This is a genomic window from Mycobacterium sp. NGS61, assembly GCF_059812325.1.
In genome coordinates this window covers 43,962-59,928 of sequence record NZ_JCALCL010000009.1, presented here as the reverse complement: position 1 = coordinate 59,928, position 15,967 = coordinate 43,962, and the positions used below count along the sequence as shown (strand labels likewise).

Below are 15,967 nucleotides of genomic sequence, written 5' to 3'. Positions count from 1 at the left end.
GTGGGTCTTTCGTCGCTTGTCCTGGGACTGGCGGGATGTACGAATGTGGTGCCCGGCACCATGCACGCCGCACCGGGACTCAAACCGCGCCCACTGCTGAACGAAACCGTCAAAGAGGTGCTGCTCGACGATGCCGCGCTGGCTGCCATGCTGGGTCAGCCGTTCAAGGTCGACTCGGATTTCCCGCCCCGCTACGGCGGCCGCGACAAGTTGCCGCGCTCGTACGGACCCGCCTCGCCACCCTCCTGCGTCGGCGTCGTGACCCAGATGGAGAAAGGCTCCTACGAATCCGCCCCGGTTCAGGACATTGCACGCCAGGTGTGGTGGCACGCAACTGATTCCGTCAAGGTCATCAGCGTGACCGAAGGCGTGGTGACGTTTCCCGCCGTCACCGACGCGAGCGCGCTCTTCGACCAGTTCACCACCCAGTGGAAGAAGTGCGCGGGGACCTCGGTGCAGCTGTCCGGTTCCACACTCAGCTTCGTCGACACGATCAGCAACGTCCGGGTGGCCGATTCTGTGCTGGCAGCTGACATCTCCGAGCAGGCCAGTCTGTCGGACGCCACCCCGATGCCGATGGCGCGCGCCATCGGGGTGCGGGCCAACTGCCTGGTCGAGGTGGAGATCGCTTTCTTCAGCACCGACAACTCATCGGATCAGGGCACGGCGACCCTGAGCAGCAGCGCGATTCAGATCGCCCGCGCCGTGATGGACAAGATCAGCGCCCTGGTCTGATCCCGCGCCGTCAAACGGGGGCGTTGGCGGGCTGGAAGGCGCCCGAGCCGTCGGCTTCCTCCTCGGCCCTGATCACATGCACCACCGCGTTGATCAGCGCCAGGTGGGTGAACGCCTGCGGGAAGTTGCCCAGGTGCCGGCCGGTGCGCGGCTCGATCTCCTCGGCGTAGAGGTGCAGCGGGCTGGCATAGGCCAGCAACCGCTCGCACAACCGTTTGGCGCGGGCCACCTCACCGATCTCCACCAGCGCCGACACCAGCCAGAACGAGCAGATGGTGAACGTGCCCTCCTCACCGGACAGCCCGTCGTCGGTCTCGTGCACCCGGTAGCGCAGCACCAGGCCTTCCTCGGTGAGTTCATCGGCGATGGCCAGCACGGTGGCGCGCACCCGCGGGTCGTCGGGCGGCAGGAACCGGGTCAACACCACCAGCAGCAACGACGCGTCCAGCGCGTCGTCTCCGTAGCGCTGGGTGAACACGCCCCGGGAATCGACTCCGTGGTGCAGGATGTCGGCCCTGATCTCCTCGGCGATCTCCCGCCACTGGTGGGCATAGGTCTTCTCGCCCTGGCGTTCGGCCAGCTTCGCACCCCGGTCCAGCGCCACCCAGCACATCACCTTCGAGGAGGTGAAGTGCTGCGGTTCGCCGCGCACCTCCCAGATGCCGCGGTCGGGCTCCCGCCAATGCTTGATCGCCTCCTCGACCTGCCGCTTGAGTACCGGCCACAACGTCTCCGGCACCTGCTCGCGCGACTTCGCGTGCAGGTAGAAGGAGTCCAGCACCGAGCCCCAGATATCGTGCTGGACCTGGTCGTAGGCACCGTTGCCGATGCGCACCGGACGGGCGTGGTCATAGCCGGAGAGATGGTTCAGTTCTTCTTCGACCAGGCTGCGCTCGCCGCCGACGCCGTACATGACCTGCAGCGGATGACGTTCGTCGCTGTTGGCGCCGGACACGTCGGCGATGAACGCGAAGAAATCGTCGGCCTCGCGGTCCAATCCGATGGTGTAGAGCCCCCACAGCGCAAACGTCGAGTCCCGGATCCAGGAGTAGCGGTAGTCCCAGTTGCGTTCGCCCTGCGGCGTTTCCGGCAGTGACGTGGTGCTGGCCGCCAGCAACGCACCCGTCGGCGAATACGTCAACCCTTTCAGGGTGAGCGCACTGCGCTGCAGGTAGGCCCGCCACGGATGGTCGGGGAAATTGCCGATGTTGATCCATTGCCGCCAGCATTCGGTGGTTTGCCACATCTTGTGGGCAGCTTCTTCATAGGTCTGCGGCGCGGGATGCTTGGTCCAGCTCAGCGCGACGAACACGTCGTCGCCTTCTTTCATCCGGGTGCGGGCGCGGGCTTCGCGGCCTTCCAGGCCGATGTTCAGGTTCGTGGTCAGGCGCAGCGTCGGATGCGCATCGGGCTGCTTGGTCGCACGAGCGATCGCTTCGTTATACGCCTTCGCCGAATACTCCCAGGTGGCGCCGAGGCGGTGGTAGTCGAAGGCCGGTTCGCAGCTCATCATCAGCTCGACGGTGCCGCTGACGCAGCGCACGGTGCGCAGCAGGATGTGCTCGGCGTCCCAGTCCATCGGGGTCCGGCGGTGCGTCCGGGAACGGCGTTCGATGTCGTGCCAGGGGCCCATCACCAGGGCGTCGCGCACGATCAGCCATCCGGTGTGGGTCTGCCAGGTGGTCTCCATGATCAGACTGCCGGGTAGGTAGCGTCGCGCCGAAGGCACCGAGACACCGTAGGGACCGAGCCGGAAATGGCCGGCGCTGCGGTCCAGGATCGCCCCGAACACGCTTGGCGAGTCCGGCCGCGGCACACACAGCCATTCCACCGAACCGGCGGGGGAGATCAGGCACGTCGTCTCCCAGTCGGACAGGAAGGCGTAATCCGCGATCGGCGGGAACGGGTTGCGGGACGGCGAACTGGACACATACGGGGCGGTGGGTTCGAGTTCGGTGGCCACTGCGTCGAGCGTGGCGAGTTCGGTGGACGGTTCGTCGAGTGGTCCCGGGTGGTCGTCAGCTGAATCTGCGGGATCGGCGTGCAGGACCATCCCGACATCATCGACTGTTCACCGGTCAGTCGTCCACCTTCGCGACCGAGGTGTTACCCGGCCGGTGGGTGCGTTGGTTTCGCGGGCCACGACGCCTAGGGTGGGCCCGGTGACCGGGTTCCTGAATTGGTGGGACGGCGTGGAGCTGTGGCTTTCCGGGCTGCCCTTCGTACTTCAGGCGCTGGGGGTGATGCCGATCGTGCTCTCGCTGGCCTACTTCACCGCTGCGTTGCTGGATGCGGTGCTGGGCAGGGGAATCCAACTGCAGCACCGGCTGCGCCACACCGACGAGACGCGCGGATAGTTTCGATGCCGCGTTCGCACGTCACGCTGGTTCTAATCGCTCTGGTGCTGCTGGTGATCGTCGCATGGCTGGTCACCCGGTAATTCGGCTGCCGAATTGCCGCCGGCGCGAACTCTGTTAGGCTCGCCACATGCACGCAGCAGCCGGCTTTCTGCGACGCGACCTGGTCGCGTCCGGTTGCGTTATCTCTGCCGTGGCCCACGCCGCGGCGGGCGTGCGCTGTTGTCGCTGACTCCCAACCCCGTGCGCGGCCTGGTATGGAGTTCGTGAATCTATCCGATTCTGACTGATCGCCTATCCGCAGTCCCGGGACCGCAAACCGAAGTCCCCACCGGAAGGTCACCAACGGTAGATGTTCAACAGCATGATGAGCGCCCCGCGCCGCCAACGTCTGGTTGCGGTGGTGCTACTGGTCGGACTTGTCGCGGCCTGCCGCGGCGGTCCCAGCGATGTCGTCGGCGGCGGCGGACTCGGCAACGCGAAATCCAGCATCACCCTGGTCGCCTATTCCGTCGCCGAACCTGGTTGGAGCAAGGTGATTCCGGCCTTCAACGCTTCTGAAGAGGGCCGCGGCGTGCAGGTGATCAGTTCCTTCGGGGCCTCCGGTGACCAGTCGCGCGGGGTGGGTGAAGGAAAGCCGGCCGATGTCGTCAATTTCTCGGTGGAGCCCGACATCACCCGGCTGATCAAGAGCGGCAAGGTTTCCAAGGACTGGAATACCGATGCCACCAAAGGCATTCCGTTCGGCTCGTTGGTAACTTTCGTGGTGCGCAAAGGAAACCCGAAGAACATCAGAGATTGGGACGATCTGTTGCGTCCGGGTGTCGAAGTCATCACCCCGAGTCCGCTCAGTTCCGGATCGGCCAAGTGGAATCTGTTGGCGCCGTACGCCGTCAAGAGCGAAGGCGGCCGCAACAACCAGGGGGGCATCGATTACATCAACCGACTGGTGCGGGAGCACGTGAAGTTGCGTCCGGGATCGGGGCGAGAAGCCACCGACGTTTTCGTCCAGGGCAGCGGTGACGTTCTGATCAGCTACGAGAACGAGGCCATCGCCGCCGCCCGGGCGGGCAAGCCGGTCGAATACGTCACGCCGCCGCAGACCTTCAAGATCGAGAATCCGATCGCGGTGATCACCGCCAGCACGCATCTGCCGGCGGCCACCGCGTTCAAGAACTTCCAGTACACCGCGACGGCGCAACAACTATGGGCGCAGGCCGGGTTCCGACCGGTCGATCCGTCCGTCGCCGCGGCGTTCCGCAACGAGTTCCCCCTGCCGGCCAAGCTGTGGACCATCGCCGATCTGGGCGGCTGGGGCACGGTAGATCCCAAGCTGTTCGACAAGAGCGCCGGACTCATCACCAAGATCTACACACAGGTCACCGGATGACCGTGACTGTTACTCCTGACCCCGAGGCGCTCCGACCCGAGCTCGATCAGCCCGGCGCCGAAGCCCCCGACCCCGTGCGGTCCGGCGGCCGTCTCCCGACGACGTCACTTCGCGTCGGCGTTGCGACACTGTGGCTTTCGGTGATCGTGCTGCTGCCGTTGGCGGCGATTGTCTGGCAGGCGGTCGGCGGGGGGTGGCGGGCTTTCCAATTCGCCGTCACCTCCAACGCCGCGTTGGAGTCGTTGCGGGTGACCCTCACGATTTCTATCGGAGTGACCCTGCTCAACACGGTGTTCGGCCTGCTCATCGCGTGGGTGCTGGTGCGCGACAACTTCTTCGGAAAGCGGTTGGTGGACGCGATCATCGATCTGCCGTTCGCGTTGCCGACGATCGTCGCCAGCCTGGTGATGCTGGCGCTCTACGGCAACCACAGCCCTGTCGGTCTGCATCTGCAGCACACCGAATGGGGCGTCGGGGTGGCGTTGGCTTTCGTCACCTTGCCTTTCGTAGTGCGCGCGGTCCAACCGGTGCTGCTGGAGGTCGATCGGGAGGTCGAGGAGGCCGCGGCATCCCTGGGTGCCAACGGCCCGAAGATCTTCACCTCGGTCGTGCTGCCCTCGCTGCTGCCCGCATTGCTGTCCGGAGCGGGTCTGGCGTTCTCCCGGGCCATCGGAGAGTTCGGTTCGGTGGTGTTGATCGGCGGTGCCGTGCCAGGCAAGACCGAAGTGTCCTCGCAGTGGATTCGGACGCTGATCGAGAACGACGACCGCACCGGTGCGGCAGCAATATCGATTGTGCTGCTCTCGATTTCGTTCGTGGTGCTGCTCGTGCTGCGCATCGTCGGCGGTCGGGCGGCAAAGCGTGAGGATACGGTCCGGTGAAACAATCACGGAGTGTGCGTTACCTGTTGCGCTACACCGCGCTGGCCTATATCGCGGTGCTGCTGATCATTCCGGTGACGCTGATCCTGTGGCGCACCTTCCGGCCGGGCCTGGGCCAGTTCTTCGACTGGATCAGCACCCCGGCGGCGGTGTCGGCACTGAATCTGTCGTTGTTGGTGGTCGCCATCGTGGTGCCACTGAACGTGGTGTTCGGCATCCCGACGGCATTGGTGCTTGCGCGCAACCGTTTTCGCGGCAAAGGTGTCCTGCAGGCAATCATCGACCTACCCTTCGCGGTCTCACCGGTGATCGTGGGCGTCTCCCTGATCGTGCTCTGGGGCGCCAGCGGCGCACTGGGTTTCATCGAGCGTGACCTCGGGGTGAAGATCATTTTCGGGCTGCCCGGCATCGTGCTGGCCAGCATCTTCGTCACCCTGCCGTTCGTGGTGCGGGAGGTCGAACCGGTGTTGCACGAACTGGGCACCGACCAGGAACAGGCCGCCGCGACATTGGGTTCCAGCTGGTGGCAGACGTTCTGGCGGATCACCCTGCCATCGATCCGGTGGGGCCTGACGTACGGCATCGTGCTGACCGTTGCCCGCACCCTCGGTGAGTACGGTGCGGTCATCATGGTGTCGTCCAACCTGCCGGGGCAGTCGCAGACCCTGACGCTGTTGGTTTCCGACCGCTACAACCGGGGCGCAGAGTACGGCGCCTACGCGTTGTCGACTCTGTTGATGGCAGTTGCCGTGCTCGTCCTCATCGTCCAAGTGGCGCTGGATGCGCGGCGGGCACGGGCAATCAAGTAGGCCGGACAAGGAGATTCGAAAATGACCAACACCGGTGACAACCAGGCCGGCCACGCGATCGTGGTGCGGGACGCCTATAAGAACTATGGCAACTTCGTCGCGCTCGACCATGTGGACTTCGTGGTGCCCAAAGGTTCATTGACGGCGCTGCTGGGCCCCAGTGGCTCCGGCAAGTCGACGTTGCTGCGCACCATCGCCGGCCTGGACCAACCGGACTCCGGCACCGTCACGATCGACGGCCGCGACGTCACCCGGGTGCCGCCACAGCGCCGCGGCATCGGGTTCGTCTTTCAGCACTACGCGGCGTTCAAGCATCTGACGGTGCGCAACAACGTCGCCTACGGGCTGAAGATCCGCAAGCGGCCCAAGGCCGAGATCGCTGAGAAGGTCGACCACCTGTTGGAGGTGGTGGGCCTGAGCGGCTTCCAGAACCGTTATCCCAACCAGCTTTCCGGCGGGCAGCGTCAGCGCATGGCGCTGGCCCGGGCGCTCGCCGTCGATCCGCAGGTGCTGCTGCTCGACGAGCCGTTCGGTGCGCTGGACGCCAAGGTGCGGGAGGACCTGCGGTCCTGGCTGCGTCGGCTGCACGACGAAGTCCATGTCACGACGGTGCTGGTCACCCACGACCAGGCCGAGGCGCTGGACGTGGCCGACCGGATCGCCGTGCTTAACAAGGGACGCATCGAGCAGGTCGGTTCCCCGACCGATGTCTACGACACCCCGGCGAACGCATTCGTGATGTCCTTTTTGGGCGCGGTGTCGGCGCTGAACGGGGCACTTGTCCGGCCGCACGACATCCGGGTGGGCCGCAACCCCGACATGGCGATCGCCGGCGGCGACGGATCAGCGGAATCGATTGGCGTGGTGAAAGCGACCGTTGACCGGGTGGTCACGCTGGGCTTCGAGGTCCGGGTCGAGCTGACCAGCGCGGCGAGCGGCGGGCCGTTCACCGCGCAGATCACCCGTGGTGACGCCGAGGCGCTGGCGCTGAGAGAGGGCGACACGGTCTACGTGCGGGCTACCCGGGTGCCGCCGATCGTCGACGCGGCGGTTGACGACGAGGACGACAAGGAGCTCGCCTCCGCGTAGGGCATCGGCCCGGCCACGGTCGACTACCTCGCCGAGCCTGTAGTGAGGGCGGGATTCTGGGCTTCAGGACGGCCTGAGTGCAGGCTCGGCGCCACCAGTGCAGGCTCAAGCTCCGCCAGGGACTACCCGATCAGGCTGCGACGCGCTGCGCCGCGGCTTGATCGAAGCGATCCAGCACGGTGGCAGCGACCAACCGGTGCGCCCCCAACGGCGCCGCCATCTGGACACCGGCATCGTGTGCGAAGCGCTCGACCCGATCCGGGATGCGCCCCGGCGCCAGGAACCACGGCGCGATGACGACCCGCTGTGCACCGCGGCGCCGCAATCCTGCCAGCGATTCGGCCATCGGCAGTTCCGGGCGAGTGGCAAACGCGGTTTGCGCTGCGGCCCAACGGGTTCCTTCCATCAGCTTGGGTGCCACCTGGGCGGTGCGAGCATTCGCCGCCGCGTTCGACGAGCCGATGGCCACCACGAGCACGCCGACGGCAGGGTCGAGTCGAGATACCCCAAGCTCCGCGATCCGCTGGCGCAGCACCGACACCAGCCTGTCGTCTTCGCCGAGCACACCGGCTTGGCGTACCCGGTCACCGACAGCGCTGGACGCGATCTGGGCTGGAATGTCCACCCGCGCGTGGTAGGCATCGGCCAGCAGCAGGGGAGTGACGATCGCGTCCTGGGGGCAGGAGTTGAGCACGTCGATCAAGCCGGGAGTGTTGTGCTCGCAGAACGCGACTCGGACGTCGAGCGAGGGCCGCAGCCGGGTCAGCCGTCCCGCGACGGCGCGCGCGTTGGCCGCCGATCGCGGGTCGGCGCTGCCGTGCGCGGTCAGTACAAGGGTGGTCACGACGCGTGCAGCCCGCATTCGGTCTTGGCCAGCCCCTGCCAGCGTCCGCTGCGCGGGTCGGCGCCCGCCACCGGTTTGGCCGTGCAGGGAGCGCAACCGATCGACGGATAGCCTTCGTAGACAAGGGGATTGACCAACACGTCGTGCTCGTCGATGTAGTCCTGCATGTCCTGGTCCGACCAGGCCGCCAGCGGATTGATCTTCACCAGCTTGAATGCTTCGTCAAAGCTGATCAGCGGGGCGTTGGCGCGGGTCGGCGCCTCGACTCGACGGATGCCGGTCACCCAGGCGGAGTAGCCGCGCAGCGACTTACCCAGCGGGACCACCTTGCGCATCCGGCAGCATTCACCAGGGTCGCGGGCGAACAGATCTTTGCCATACAGCTTGTCCTGCTCGGGCACCGAGTGCTCGGCGGAGACATTCAGGACGCGGATGTCGTAGACGGATTCGATCGCGTCGCGGGTGCCGATGGTCTCCACGAAGTGATATCCGGTGTCCAGGAAAAGCACCGGCACGCCGGGCCGGACCTTGGCGGCCAGATCGACCAGCACGGCGTCCTGCATGTTGGAGGCCACCACGTACTGGCAGGTGGCCCCTCCGCGTGGTCCGTTGACTCCGCCGAAGTTTTCCTCGGTCCACTGCAGCAGTTCGGTGGCGTTGGCGCCCTCGAGCTCGGCCGCTCCGCGCGCCGCCACCCTGCGCAGTTCATCCTCGGTCCGCTTGGTGGCCTCGGTCATCGCAGGTCGTCCTCCTCGGCCCGAATGGCCCACTGGGCGAACCGTTCACCGTCGTTGCGATGCTTGAGGAAGTTGCGCGTCACCCGGTCGATGTAGTCACCCAGCTCCGCGCTGGTCACCTTGTGCTGCCGCAACTTTCGCCCGAACCCGCTGTCCAGTCCCAGACTGCCGCCCAGATGCACTTGGAAACCCTCGACCGGGTTGCCGTCGCCGTCGTCGACCATCTGACCCTTGAAACCGATGTCGGCGACCTGAATTCGGGCACACGAGTTGGGGCAGCCGTTGATGTTGATGGTGATCGGCACGTCGAGCCGGGAGTTGACGTCGTCCAGTCGTGCTTCCAGTTCCGGGGCCAGCGTCTGCGCCCGCACCCGGGTCTCGGCGAACGACAACTTGCAGTACTCAATACCGGTGCACGCCATGAGGTTACGGCGCCAATGGGACGGCCGGGTCTGCAGATCGAGCTTCTCGAGACCGGCGATCGTCTCGTCGACCTTGTCGTCGGGGATGTCGAGGATGACCAGCTTCTGGTAGGGGGTGAACCGGACGCGGTTGGACCCGGCACGCTCGGCCAGATCGGCGACCGCCGTCAGGATGGTGCCCGAGACCCGCCCGGCGATCGGAGAGGCGCCAATGGCGTTGAGCCCGTTCTTGGTTCGTTGCACGCCGACGTGGTCGATCGGGTGCGGCACCGGTTCGGGGGCCGGGCCGTCGATCAGTGGGCGCTTGAGGTACTCGGTCTCGAGAACCTCCCGGAACTTGTCGATGCCCCAGTCCTTGATCAGGAACTTCAACCGCGCCTTGGCCCGCATCCGCCGGTAGCCGTAGTCGCGGAAGATCGATGTCACCGCTTCCCATACTTCGGGCACCTCCTGCAGCGGCACCCAGGCGCCCACCCGCTGACCCAGCATCGGATTGGTGGACAGGCCGCCGCCCACCCACAGGTCCAGGCCTGGCCCGTGCTCGGGGTGGTTGACACCGATGAACGAGATGTCATTGACCTCGTGCACCACATCCTGCAGCCCGGAGATGGCGGTCTTGTACTTGCGCGGCAGGTCGGCGTACTCGGGCTGGCCGATGTAGCGGCGCGCGATCTCTTCGATCGCCCATGTCGGGTCGAGCACCTCGTCCAGTGACTCGCCGGCCAGCGGTGAGCCCAGAATCACCCGGGGGCAGTCGCCGCACGCCTCAGTGGTCTTCAGTCCGACCTCGTCCAGGCGCCGCCAGATCTCCGGGACGTTCTCCACCTCGATCCAGTGGTACTGGATGTTCTCGCGGTCGGAAATGTCGGCGGTGTCGCGGGCGAACTCGGTCGAAATCTGGCCCAGCGTGCGCAGCGCGGCCGTCGACAGGGCGCCCCCGTCGCAGCGCACCCGCATCATGAAGTACCGGGCCTCGAGCATGTCCGTGTTGTCGTCGCCGGTGTAGGAGCCGTCGTAGCCCTGTTCGCGCTGGGTGTAGAGCCCCCACCAGCGAAAACGGCCCCGCAGATCGCTGATGTCGATGCTGTCGAAGCCCTCTTTGGCGTAGATGGTCTCGATGCGCTCCCGCACGTCCAGCGGCGCGCCGGCCTGCTTCATCTCTTCGTTGGGATTGAGCGGCTCGCGATTACCCAGCGCCCACTGACCCTCGTTGCGGGGGGCCTTGGCGGGACGTGCTGTGGTCATGCGGGGATCTCCTTCGCGGACATGCCGACTGGAACACGCGCAGCTCACCGAAGATTCCGGCGGCGCAGATCCGGCAGCCAGGCAGGTGGTACGGGTGGGCTGGGTCTACGACGTCAAGGCTGACAGCAACAGCTGCAAACGCGCTTGAGGTCGATATGCCGCCGCGCTACCAGCGCTACACGCAGGCTCGAGTTGGCGGCGGACACGGGTGCCATTCTGCCATGAATTGGGACCCGCCGTGCCACCAGGACAAATTTGATTTCACGGTGATTAAAACCACGTCGCAACCTGGGTGTTCAGATCAGGAAAACCTGGATTGAGCTGGGAATAACGCCCGAGCTGCGCCGCCGTGTCAAGATTTGGCATGGCTTCTCGCGCCGCGCCGGCAGAACTGCCGGCCACCCAGCCCGTTGCGGGGCGTCCGTTCGGGCTCTACCTGCACGTTCCGTTCTGCATCACCCGGTGCGGCTACTGCGACTTCAACACCTACACGCCGGCCGAACTGGGCGGGGTCAACCCGGATGCCTGGCTCGCGGCGCTACGTACCGAGCTCGAGATGGCGGCGGCCCGGCTGCCGGAGGTGACGGTCGACACGGTGTTCGTCGGCGGCGGGACGCCCTCGCTGCTGGGCGGTGCACGTCTGACCAGCCTGTTGAGCATGGTGCGCGAGCATTTCACGCTGGCGCCGGACGCCGAGATCACCACCGAGGCCAATCCGGAGTCGACCTGGCCGGAATTCTTCGAAGAGATCCGGGCGGCCGGCTACAACCGGGTGTCGCTGGGCATGCAGTCGGTGGTTCCGCAGGTATTGGGGGTGCTCGACCGGGTGCACACACCCAACCGCTCGGCCGCTGCGGCGCGCGAGGCACTGGCGCTGGGCTTCGAACACGTCAGCCTGGACCTCATCTACGGCACCCCGGGTGAGACCGACGACGATCTGCTCCGCTCGGTGGACACGGCGATCGACACCGGCGTGGATCACGTGTCCGCGTACGCGCTGGTGGTCGAGGAGGGCACCGCGATGGCCCGCCGGGTCCGCAGTGGGGAGCTGGCCGCGCCCGACAACGACGTGCTGGCGCACCGCTATGAGCTGGTCGACGCACGGCTGAACGCTGCCGGGTTGGCCTGGTACGAGGTGTCGAACTGGTCCCGGCCCGGTGGTGAGTGCCGGCACAATCTCGGTTATTGGAGCGGTGGCCAGTGGTGGGGCGCGGGACCGGGCGCACACGGTTACCTGGGTGCAACGCGGTGGTGGAATGTCAAGCATCCCAACGCTTATGATGAAATGCTCGCCGGCGGGGCGTTGCCGGTGGCCGACTTCGAGGAGCTGGACGCGGCCGCCCTGCACACCGAAGAGGTGATGTTGCAGATCCGGTTGCGTCAGGGGCTGCCGCTGGACCGGCTCGGACCGGCCGAACGCCTGCGCGCCGACGTCGCGGTGTCGGACGGGTTGTTGGTGCGGGACGGCGCGAATCTGGTCCTGACCGACCGGGGGCGGTTGCTTGCCGACGCGGTGGTGCGGACCCTGCTGGACTGACCGCCCCTAGACGCCGAACAGGTGCTGGAAGGCGCGGGCGATCTCGATGTACAGCGGAATCCCGATCGTCACGTTGTAGGAGAACGTCAACCCCAGTGACGTGGCCAACGGCAGCGTCGGACTGGCTTCGGGGATCGCCAGGCGCTGCACGGCCGGCACTGCGATGTAGGACGCCGCGCCGCACAGCACCGCGAACAACACGTAGGTTCCGGCCTTGAAGTCGGTGTGGGTCAGGGACGCGTAGCTGCAAGCGACGATAATCCCCAGTGTCGCAAAGACATTGGGGGCCAACAGGCCGAACAGGATGAAGCCCGGGCCGGCCTGCCGGAGGTCCTTGAGTTTGCGTGCTGCCGTCATACCCATTTCCAGCAGGAACAGGCAGAGCACGCCCTGGAAGGCCAGCACGAAGAACCTGTCATCGTCGGCGACGACCTTCTGTCCCTGCAGCCCGCTGATCAGACCGATGACGATGCCGCCGATCAGCAGCACGAGTCCCGGGTTGAGGAATACCTCTTGGAGAAGCTCGCGGGTCAGGATGCGCTTGCCCGACGGACCCGGTGCGGACTGCTTTTCCTCCCGGCCCGGGTGGTCGATTTGTTCGAGTGCTGTTGCCCGTTCGGCTGCGAGTTCGCTTTCCAGGTTCAGGCTGTCGCCCGGCGCCGGGCGGGCGGCGGTGCCGGGGCCGATCCCCGCTTTGAGCGTGTACCCGGGCTCGCCGGGCATGTTCCCCGCCGCGTCGAGTCCGTTATGCCGCAGCCGCGCAACGAAAAACAGCGCGGCCAGGCATCCGGGGATCTCCATGACCGCCAGCATCACGGGCATGTAGGCGTTGAAGGCGATGTTCGTGGCGGTCAGAACCGCTACACAGGTCGCGAATGTTCCTGCCGAGTCCGATCCGTAGTAGCCGGCGACGGTGGCCATATCAATTCGTCGCAAGGACTTCAGACGGCTCAGCATCAGGTAGGCCAACCCGCCGATGGCGAAGTTCAGCACGAAACCCAAGGCCATGAAACCCACCACGGCCCCGATGCTGGCGGTGTTGATCTGCGCGAGTTCTTCACCGCCGTGCCAGCCGATGGCCAGCAGCAGGTACAGCGTGAGGCCCTGGTAGAGGACATAGGGGAACTCGAACCGGACTTTGAGGATCGGGATCAGGAAGCCGAAGTAGAAGAACAACAACAGTGGCTTGAACAAGTTGTGCGTGAAGTTGTCCCAGAACTCGTGCAGCATGAGCACCTCCGAGGGGCGGGCGAGACAAGGAAGTACTGACCGCGGAGCTTTCGCGGCGACCAACTACATCCGAGTTGACGCTGAGAATCTAGCCGGGCTCCGGTGTGGCTGCCACTCACCAACGGATTGAAAGACGCTGGCTGGGGCAATATTTGACGATTACGCCGCCCGCGAAACGCGCTGGTAACGATCGCATCGGGCAACTGCGCTGGCTGACGCGTTGTGTTTCCCGGCGGTGTGGGTGACGTACGAATGTGCTGTCAACTCACTGGGAGTGCGAGTGTCGCGACCTTCGTGCCGTCACAGATGATCGGTGCTCTGATGATGGGTGTGCCTGCCAACCACAACGGGAGGTAGCACCGTCGGGGCGGCGCGCGCCCAGGGCATAGGTTAGGCTACATTTACTTGCGTGATGGAGGCCAGCGTCGAGACGAATTCTGCCAGCACTGCATCACTGGCCATACCGTTACCCCCGGATATTGATCCCGCCGACTTGGCGGCCGGGCTCGTCGCCGAGCTCATCGAGCCGACCGGGGAGCAGTACCTGCTCTACGAGCAGGACGGGCAGTGGGTGCTGGCCTGCGGTGTGCAGGCGATGGTGGAGCTGGACAGCGACGAACTGCGGGTCATCCGCGACGGTGTGACGCAGCGACAACAGTGGACCGGACGTCCCGGCGCGGTGCTGGGCGAAGCCGTCGACCGGCTGTTGCTGGAGACCGACCAACTCTTCGGCTGGGTGGCCTTCGAATTCGGCGTCTACCGTTTCGGGCTGCAGCAGCGACTGGCCCCGCACACCCCGCTTGCCCGGGTCTTCTGGCCGAGGACCCGCATCGTGCTGGCTCGAGACGAGATCCGACTCCATGGTGCGGGGCCGGACGAACGGGCGGCGGTGCACCGGTTGCTCAGCGCGGGTCCGCGCCGCGAGCCGCCGACCCGGGCGGTCCAACTGTCCGATGACCCTTCTGCCTACCGCGAGCGGGTGAGTCGCGCGGTCGGCGAGATCGCGTCGGGGCGCTACGACAAGGTGATCCTGTCCCGCTGCCTGGAAGTGCCGTTCGCGCTCGACTTCCCCGAGACCTACCGGCTGGGCCGACGCCACAACACGCCGGTGCGCTCGTTTCTGTTGCGGCTTGCCGGTACTCGCGCGTTGGGCTACAGCCCCGAACTCGTCGCTGCCGTTGCGCCCGACGGTGTGGTGGTCACCGAGCCGCTGGCCGGCACCCGTGCCCTCGGTCGCGGACCCGCACACGACCTGCAGGCACGGTACGACTTGGAGTCGAACTCCAAAGAGATTGTCGAGCATGCCATTTCGGTCCGCACCTCGCTTCAGGAGGTCGCCGAGATCGCCGAGCCGGGGACGGCGGCCGTCATCGACTTCATGGCGGTGCGCGAACGCGGCAGTGTGCAGCACCTCGGCTCGACAGTGACCGGGCGCCTGGACCCGGCCAGCGACCGGATGGATGCGCTGGAAGCGCTCTTCCCGGCGGTCACCGCCTCGGGTATCCCAAAAGCGGGTGGCGTGGAAGCAATCCTGCGCCTGGACGAGGCTCGTGGATTGTATTCCGGTGCGGTGGTGATGTTCTCGGCCGACGGCGGGCTCGATGCGGCGCTGGCGCTGCGGGCGGCTTACGAACGTGACGGCCGCACCTGGCTGCGGGCCGGTGCAGGCATCATCGAGGCGTCCGACCCCGAGCGGGAGTTCGAGGAGACCTGCGAGAAGTTGTCGACGTTGGCGCCCTATCTGGTCGAACGCCGTTGACCTGACATCAGTGTGGCTGCTCGAATTCGGCGGGTTGCTTGAGGTAATCCGCGAGCAGCTGGCTGACCAGAGATTCGATGGTCGACTCGATGGACGACGCCAGCGTTGCGGTGACAGTCGCGACCGCCTGCGTGCGGAATCGGACCAGCATGGTGATCAACTCGGCGACTTCGGCGTCGGCGGGCAGCGCTTCGCCGGGCTTGATGCGGTTGGCGACGTGCTCGAAACCGGCCTGCACCAGCAGGTCACTGATTTCGTCGATCTTCGGCAGAATCTGCTCGTGCAGGTCGATGAGTTTGTCCGCGCTCACGCCGTAGCCGCGCACTTCGTTGAAGGCGTCGATCAGCTTGGGCCGGGTGATGGTGGCCTGATCGCCGTCCACTCGGATCACCTGCAACCCGACCATTCGATCGAAAGCGCCTGCGTCACCGACGAGTTCGCGTGCCGCGGCCAGTGACATGGTCTGTGGCCGCTCGGTGGTCCAGGTGCCCACGATGGCCGATTCCAGTCCGAGCACGTCGCCGAGGTTTTTGCCCTCCTCCCAGGCGCTGAGCATCTCGCGCACATGGGCGATGTTGTAGCCGCGGTCGAGCATCGAGGTGATGAGTCGGAGCCGGGTGAGGTGGGTGTCGTTGAACAGTGCTATCCGCCCGACGCGCAACGGCGGCGGCAACAGGTCGCGGTCGCGGTACACCCGGATGTTGCGGGTGGTGGTACCGGCCAGCCGCGCCAACTCGTCGATCCGGTACTCCCCGGACGTTCCGATTCCGGAGGGATGCCCGACCGCGGCGTCGAAGAGCTGGGCGACGGCCGCCTCGACGAAGTCACGCGATTGCCGGCGCACGCGGTGCGGAGCGCGCCGCAGGTTGTAGAGCACCCCGGCGATCGTGCCCGGTTCAGGTCGTGCCGGCCGTTGCGTTGCCAACAGATCC

The 15,967-nt window shown here is 66.0% G+C and carries 13 protein-coding genes and 2 pseudogenes; 8 read left to right on the top strand and 7 right to left on the bottom strand.

Translation table 11 applies throughout. The annotated features are described in order from the left end of the window. On the top strand, window positions 1-735 hold the full coding sequence (locus AC5Y3Z_RS18335; protein WP_463824813.1) for a sensor domain-containing protein: 735 nt from the start codon (window positions 1-3) through the stop codon (window positions 733-735). 10 nt (window positions 736-745) lie between these two features. Here AC5Y3Z_RS18335 and AC5Y3Z_RS18330 read toward each other — a convergent pair. After that, window positions 746-2,650, bottom strand: a pseudogene (locus tag AC5Y3Z_RS18330) (glycoside hydrolase family 15 protein); the annotation flags it as partial. 238 nt (window positions 2,651-2,888) lie between these two features. On the opposite strand from AC5Y3Z_RS18330, the gene AC5Y3Z_RS18325 reads away from it, so the two are divergent. The 5 genes and pseudogenes from AC5Y3Z_RS18325 to AC5Y3Z_RS18305 all read left to right on the top strand — a co-directional run bounded on the left by AC5Y3Z_RS18325 (window position 2,889) and on the right by AC5Y3Z_RS18305 (window position 7,261). Beyond that, window positions 2,889-3,092, top strand: a complete 204-nt coding sequence (locus AC5Y3Z_RS18325) for a hypothetical protein (protein WP_463824812.1) — start codon at window positions 2,889-2,891, stop codon at window positions 3,090-3,092. A gap of 352 nt (window positions 3,093-3,444) precedes the next feature. Then, window positions 3,445-4,482 carry a sulfate ABC transporter substrate-binding protein gene (locus AC5Y3Z_RS18320; protein WP_463824811.1) on the top strand — a complete coding sequence of 346 codons (1,038 nt, stop codon included), beginning with the start codon at window positions 3,445-3,447 and terminating at the stop codon, window positions 4,480-4,482. 55 nt (window positions 4,483-4,537) lie between these two features. Beyond that, window positions 4,538-5,363 (top strand): annotated as a pseudogene (gene cysT, locus AC5Y3Z_RS18315) (sulfate ABC transporter permease subunit CysT); the annotation flags it as partial. Beyond that, window positions 5,360-6,172, top strand: coding sequence for a sulfate ABC transporter permease subunit CysW (cysW, locus tag AC5Y3Z_RS18310; protein WP_463824810.1), 813 nt, complete (start codon window positions 5,360-5,362; stop codon window positions 6,170-6,172). The pseudogene cysT and the gene cysW, both read left to right, overlap by 4 nt. Window positions 6,173-6,193: 21 nt before the next feature. Continuing rightward, window positions 6,194-7,261 carry a sulfate/molybdate ABC transporter ATP-binding protein gene (locus tag AC5Y3Z_RS18305; RefSeq protein WP_463824809.1) on the top strand — a complete coding sequence of 356 codons (1,068 nt, stop codon included), beginning with the start codon at window positions 6,194-6,196 and terminating at the stop codon, window positions 7,259-7,261. Between the two features lie 130 nt (window positions 7,262-7,391). On the opposite strand, the gene AC5Y3Z_RS18300 is transcribed toward AC5Y3Z_RS18305, so the two are convergent. The 4 genes from AC5Y3Z_RS18300 to AC5Y3Z_RS18285 all read right to left on the bottom strand — a co-directional run bounded on the left by AC5Y3Z_RS18300 (window position 7,392) and on the right by AC5Y3Z_RS18285 (window position 10,724). After that, complete coding sequence (locus tag AC5Y3Z_RS18300) at window positions 7,392-8,123, bottom strand: sirohydrochlorin chelatase (protein WP_463824808.1); 732 nt, start codon at window positions 8,121-8,123, stop codon at window positions 7,392-7,394. Beyond that, entirely contained in the window at window positions 8,102-8,842 is a 741-nt protein-coding gene (locus tag AC5Y3Z_RS18295; RefSeq protein WP_463824807.1) for a phosphoadenylyl-sulfate reductase, read from the bottom strand. The genes AC5Y3Z_RS18300 and AC5Y3Z_RS18295 overlap by 22 nt, the downstream gene beginning before the upstream one ends. Further along, entirely contained in the window at window positions 8,839-10,509 is a 1,671-nt protein-coding gene (locus tag AC5Y3Z_RS18290) for a nitrite/sulfite reductase (protein WP_463824806.1), read from the bottom strand. The genes AC5Y3Z_RS18295 and AC5Y3Z_RS18290 overlap by 4 nt, the downstream gene beginning before the upstream one ends. 113 nt (window positions 10,510-10,622) lie before the next feature. Continuing rightward, a complete protein-coding gene (locus AC5Y3Z_RS18285; RefSeq protein ID WP_463824805.1) occupies window positions 10,623-10,724 on the bottom strand; it encodes an Ms4527A family Cys-rich leader peptide in 102 nt (33 codons plus the stop codon). A 149-nt stretch (window positions 10,725-10,873) separates the two neighbouring features. Between AC5Y3Z_RS18285 and hemW the strand changes: the two genes are divergently transcribed. Continuing rightward, window positions 10,874-12,046: a radical SAM family heme chaperone HemW gene (gene hemW, locus AC5Y3Z_RS18280; RefSeq protein WP_463824804.1), complete on the top strand. Its 1,173-nt coding sequence runs from the start codon at window positions 10,874-10,876 to the stop codon at window positions 12,044-12,046. Window positions 12,047-12,052: 6 nt separating this feature from the next. Here the strand turns inward: hemW and AC5Y3Z_RS18275 are convergent, their stop codons facing one another. Next, window positions 12,053-13,276, bottom strand: a complete 1,224-nt coding sequence (locus AC5Y3Z_RS18275; RefSeq protein WP_463824803.1) for a sodium-dependent bicarbonate transport family permease — start codon at window positions 13,274-13,276, stop codon at window positions 12,053-12,055. Window positions 13,277-13,685: 409 nt separating this feature from the next. Here AC5Y3Z_RS18275 and AC5Y3Z_RS18270 point away from each other — a divergent pair, with 409 nt between their 5' ends. Further along, complete coding sequence (locus AC5Y3Z_RS18270; protein ID WP_463824802.1) at window positions 13,686-15,035, top strand: salicylate synthase; 1,350 nt, start codon at window positions 13,686-13,688, stop codon at window positions 15,033-15,035. Window positions 15,036-15,042: 7 nt separating this feature from the next. Here AC5Y3Z_RS18270 and AC5Y3Z_RS18265 read toward each other — a convergent pair whose 3' ends face one another. Further along, window positions 15,043-15,960: a MerR family transcriptional regulator gene (locus AC5Y3Z_RS18265; RefSeq protein ID WP_463824941.1), complete on the bottom strand. Its 918-nt coding sequence runs from the start codon at window positions 15,958-15,960 to the stop codon at window positions 15,043-15,045. Window positions 15,961-15,967: the final 7 nt, after the last annotated feature.

Bases quoted from the DNA above. Each gene is read 5' to 3' on its own strand.
- AC5Y3Z_RS18320 (WP_463824811.1), top strand. From the start codon at position 3,445: ATGTTCAACAGCATGATGAGCGCCCCGCGCCGCCAACGTCTGGTTGCG.
- AC5Y3Z_RS18305 (WP_463824809.1), top strand. From the start codon at position 6,194: ATGACCAACACCGGTGACAACCAGGCCGGCCACGCGATCGTGGTGCGG.
- AC5Y3Z_RS18300 (WP_463824808.1), bottom strand. From the start codon at position 8,123: ATGCGGGCTGCACGCGTCGTGACCACCCTTGTACTGACCGCGCACGGC.
- AC5Y3Z_RS18295 (WP_463824807.1), bottom strand. From the start codon at position 8,842: ATGACCGAGGCCACCAAGCGGACCGAGGATGAACTGCGCAGGGTGGCG.
- AC5Y3Z_RS18290 (WP_463824806.1), bottom strand. From the start codon at position 10,509: ATGACCACAGCACGTCCCGCCAAGGCCCCCCGCAACGAGGGTCAGTGG.
- AC5Y3Z_RS18285 (WP_463824805.1), bottom strand. From the start codon at position 10,724: ATGGCACCCGTGTCCGCCGCCAACTCGAGCCTGCGTGTAGCGCTGGTA.
- hemW (WP_463824804.1), top strand. From the start codon at position 10,874: ATGGCTTCTCGCGCCGCGCCGGCAGAACTGCCGGCCACCCAGCCCGTT.
- AC5Y3Z_RS18275 (WP_463824803.1), bottom strand. From the start codon at position 13,276: ATGCTGCACGAGTTCTGGGACAACTTCACGCACAACTTGTTCAAGCCA.